We start from the raw sequence: 4399 nt of genomic DNA on the forward strand, positions 1-4399 counted from the left end.
CTTCAGGTTTTACCGATTTGGATAACATGACGGCGGGTTTCCAAAAGTCTGACCTGATCATTCTGGCTGCACGACCCAGTATGGGAAAAACCAGTTTTGCCCTGGATATTGCACGCTATGTTTCTTTAAACAAAAAAATACCCACGGCTTTTTTCAGTCTCGAAATGTCCAAAGAGCAGTTGGGAACCAGGCTTTTGTGTTCCAAGGCACAGGTGGATTCTTCAAAAGTCCGTACCGGATATCTAGCCAAGAGCGATTGGCCGAAAGTTCATGATGCGGGGCGGGAACTTTCTGAAGCGCAATTGTTCATCGATGACAGCCCGGCGTTGACTGTCCTTGATGTGCGTACACGTGTTCGAAGACTTGCCGCTGAACAACCGCTTGGCCTGATTATCATTGACTATATGCAGTTAATGCAGGGAAGGGGAAGCACTGAAAGTCGGCAACTGGAAGTCTCCGAAATTTCAAGGGGACTAAAGGCTCTTGCAAAAGAAATCAATGCTCCAATACTGGCACTTTCACAGTTGAGCCGTGCTGTTGAGAGTAGAACAGATAAACGGCCCCTCTTGTCTGATCTTCGAGAGTCAGGCTCCATTGAGCAGGATGCGGATGTGGTGATGTTTATTTATCGTGATATAGTATATAATCCCGAGTCAGATGATCCGGGTAAGACGGAAATTCTCGTGCGTAAACAGAGAAATGGTCCCATTGGGGATGCTTTTCTGCATTTTGAAAACCAGTATACACGTTTCTATGATAGAAGTTCCCGTGCGGATGTTCCGCCTGAAGCAGATGCCTCAGATTTTGAACCTGCCTTTTAAATACAAAATTTCATCTCAATGCAATTGGGCGGAATTGTTGCATGTGTTTTGTCTTCTGCCTGCCTTTATGTTTTTAGTGCTTGGTTCTGCGATTGCGGAGGCTCAACCGCATGGAGAAGGCATTCAGTTTTCAGAAAAAAACAGGGCAGATTTTTATTTTTCCCAGGGACAATTCAAAAAGGCGATTGAGGCCTATAAGCTGGCTTTGGAAGAAAGTGGTCAATCCGGTTATATTTTTCGAAGTATGGTTAGGGCCTGGGATGCTTTGGGTGCACATGACGAAGCAAAAACGTATTTAAATGAATACCGTCGATCCAATGAAAAATCTTCCGAGGTTTGGTATGCGTTGGGATACCTCCATTATATTAAGAACGAAGAGAAAAAAGCCGAAGAGTTCTTTAAGAAGGCCACGACATTAGACTCTGCCAATGGACTGGCATGGAATAACTGGGCGGCGGTTCTTGTTAACAACAAACGTTATTCAGAAGCATTGCTGAAAGTGCGGACTGCGATTCAAACCAACCCAAAGGAGTTGATGTATTTTTTCAACTTGAAGAAAATTTTTGAAGAGATGGGTGAGCCGAACAGGTTTGAAGAAGAATATTTGGAAAACGTAAAGCAAGGTTCAGGAGCATGGGGCTATGGAAAAGTCCTTGCCCGATCCATGAGACAAAAGGCATTTAAAGATTACGATAAGGGAGAACTGGTAAAGGCGATTGCAGGCTTTGAAAAAATTCTGAATATTTACCGGAAAATTAATGATATTGACGGGCAGGTTCCGGCTTTATTCAGCCTTGGCCTGCTTCATGAAGAAAATGGAGATGTTGAAAAAGGGCAGGAGTTTTTCAGGAAAGTTTTATCGATAAACCCGGCTCATATTCAGGCAAGAGAAAAAGTGACTCCCAAAAATTAGAACGGTTAAAAACGGGCAGAAAAACGTTTACAGAAGCTGAAAATTTTAAACTTCGAGGGCATTTTCTGCCAGCCTCGATGAGGATTTAACTGTTGACAAATAAGGCGTTTAAGCGATATAGTTCAAAAGATTGCGTGTTCTAACAGTTGTTAAGGAGATAACGTGAGCAAAGAAGAAGTTACCATAGTGGTTTTTCCTGGTACATCAAGCGCACCTAGAAAAATGTGCCTTCCAAAACGCATTGTAAAGATCGGCGCCTTGATCTCTTTTGTGACTTTGGTAGGGTTTTTGGGCTCTACATTCTATTTCACCAATCAATATTTGCAGTTACAAGGCAGTGAGGTTGAGTTGGCCAAGCTTCGCCGTGACTCAAAAATTCGCAAAATCCAAGTAGAAAAATTTGCTCAACAAGTGAAGAATTTTGAGACAGAAATGGCTCGACTGGAGCGATTTGAGAAAAAGCTTCGAGTCATAACTGCATTGGAAAATTCTCCAAAATCTGTTGAGAAAAACTGGGGTGTAGGCGGACCATATGGATTAAGCACAAACAGTTTTACAACTGCCATGGGTCGAGGCGCAGCTGGTATGGTTGATCGCTTATCCAATGGTTTGGAACACTTGGGAAGACAAGCAAAAATCCAAAGTATTAGTTTTCAAGAGTTGGATGATTTCTTTAAAAACCAGAAATCTTTTCTTTCTTCAACACCTTCAATCTGGCCTACGCGTGGTTGGGTAACATCCGGGTTTGGTTTTAGAAAGTCTCCTTTCACAGGTCTAAGGGAGAAACATGAAGGATGGGATATTGCTGCCCGAAACGGAGCACCCGTACGCGCTACGGCAGATGGAGTGGTAGTGGTTGAGGGAAGGGAGTATGGTTATGGAAACCTGGTTGAAATCGATCACGGTTATGGCATTGTAACCCGCTATGGTCATAACTCTAAACATCTGGTTAAAGTTGGAGATCGTGTTAAGCGAGGGCAGGTAGTATCGTTAGTGGGTAACACAGGCAGAAGTACCGGGCCACACCTCCACTATGAAGTTTTGCTCAATGGTGTCCCTGTGAGTCCCAAAAACTATATTTTAGAAGAATAGATTGTCGCTTCTTGCGACTTTTTGATCCATATTCACTTTTATCCCCACCCATATTCCAAACTTTTCTGTGTGTATCCTTATTGAGTTAGGGTTTGGCCATGGTGGTCAAAATCTGAGATTCCCTTTTAGTCTTCAGGTATTAGCTCAGGAATAATAATGGTAATAGGTTTAATCAAAAAAATTGTAGGCACTCGTAACGATCGTGAGATTAAGCGGATTCAGGGTTATGTTGATGCCGTGAATGGGCTTGAAGACGAAATCAAAGCTCTCTCTGACGACCAGCTTAAGGCTAAAACTGATGAGTTCAGAGACAGGCTTGCCAAGGGGGCCACTTTGGATGAGATATTGCCCGAAGCGTTTGCTGTTGTTCGGGAAACAAGCTGGCGTGTCCTTGAAATGCGTCATTTTGATGTGCAGATTATTGGGGGAGTGGTTTTGCATGAAGGCAAAATAGCGGAGATGAAAACCGGTGAAGGTAAAACCCTCATGGCAACCCTGCCGGTATATTTAAACGCTTTGACGGGCAAAGGTGTACATGTTGTAACGGTTAACGACTATCTGGCTACTCGCGATAGCGAATGGATGGGAAAAATTTACAAGTTCCTGGGTTTATCCGTGGGGATGATTTATCACGATATTCCCGAGGAAGAGAGAAAGGCGGCCTACGCCACAGACGTGTTATATGGTACCAATAATGAATTTGGATTTGATTTTCTTCGGGACAATATGAAGTTCTCGAAGGAACAAATGGTTCAACGTGAACTGAACTTTGCCATTGTGGATGAAGTTGACAGTATATTGATTGATGAGGCCAGAACCCCTTTGATCATTTCCGGTCCAGCTGAAGAGTCCACTGATAAATACTACAAAGTGAACCAGCTTGTCCCCAGGTTGAAAAAGGAAAAACATTACCTGATTGATGAAAAGGCACGGAGTGCAACTTTGACGGATGAGGGTGTTGTCCTCATGGAAAAGTTATTGGATGTAGATAACCTTTATGACCCTGCCAATATTGAAACACTTCATTGTCTCAACCAGGCTGTGAAAGCACACGGCTTGTTTAAAAATGAAGTTGACTATGTAGTGAAAGATGGTGAGGTAGTCATCATTGATGAATTCACGGGCCGCATGATGTCAGGACGACGATATAGTGATGGATTGCACCAGGCACTGGAAGCGAAAGAGGGGGTTAAAATTGAGAATGAAAACCAGACCCTCGCAAGCATTACTTTCCAGAACTATTTTCGTATGTATGAGAAACTGGCCGGTATGACTGGGACAGCAGATACCGAAGCAGAAGAGTTCAACTCAATTTATAAGCTTGAAGTTGTCGTTGTGCCAACTAACAAGCCTATGATTCGGGAAGATTGCCCGGATGTGATTTACCGAACAGAAAAGGAAAAGTTTGACGCAGCTATTGAAGAAATTAAGGAATTGAACTCGATAAAGAGACCTGTGCTCGTTGGTACAATATCCATCGAAAAGTCAGAGGTTTTGAGCAAAAAGCTGAAAAAGGCAGGCATCAAGCACAGTGTTTTGAATGCCAAGCATCATGAGCAGGAAGCGGAAATCA

At 43.2% G+C, this 4399-nt stretch carries 4 protein-coding genes; all 4 read left to right on the forward strand.

The features are described from left to right. The coding region (gene dnaB, locus F3741_11540) for a replicative DNA helicase (GenBank protein MZG31412.1) at positions 1 to 821 on the forward strand (821 nt) is incomplete at its 5' end. Next, positions 700 to 1734 carry a tetratricopeptide repeat protein gene (locus tag F3741_11545; GenBank protein ID MZG31413.1) on the forward strand — a complete coding sequence of 345 codons (1035 nt, stop codon included), beginning with the start codon at positions 700 to 702 and terminating at the stop codon, positions 1732 to 1734. The genes dnaB and F3741_11545, both read left to right, overlap by 122 nt. Positions 1735 to 1956: 222 nt before the next feature. Continuing rightward, positions 1957 to 2826 (forward strand): peptidoglycan DD-metalloendopeptidase family protein, encoded by an 870-nt coding sequence (locus F3741_11550; GenBank protein MZG31414.1) that lies wholly within the window; start codon positions 1957 to 1959, stop codon positions 2824 to 2826. A gap of 156 nt (positions 2827 to 2982) precedes the next feature. Further along, positions 2983 to 4399: preprotein translocase subunit SecA (secA, locus tag F3741_11555; protein MZG31415.1), on the forward strand; the 1417-nt coding region annotated here is incomplete at its 3' end.

The organism is Nitrospinota bacterium, assembly GCA_009873635.1.
Lineage (GTDB): Bacteria > Nitrospinota > Nitrospinia > Nitrospinales > VA-1 > LS-NOB.

Excerpts from the sequence above, each read along its gene's own strand:
- F3741_11545 (MZG31413.1), top strand. The coding sequence starts at position 700 with ATGGTCCCATTGGGGATGCTTTTCTGCATTTTGAAAACCAGTATACAC.
- F3741_11550 (MZG31414.1), top strand. The coding sequence starts at position 1,957 with ATGTGCCTTCCAAAACGCATTGTAAAGATCGGCGCCTTGATCTCTTTT.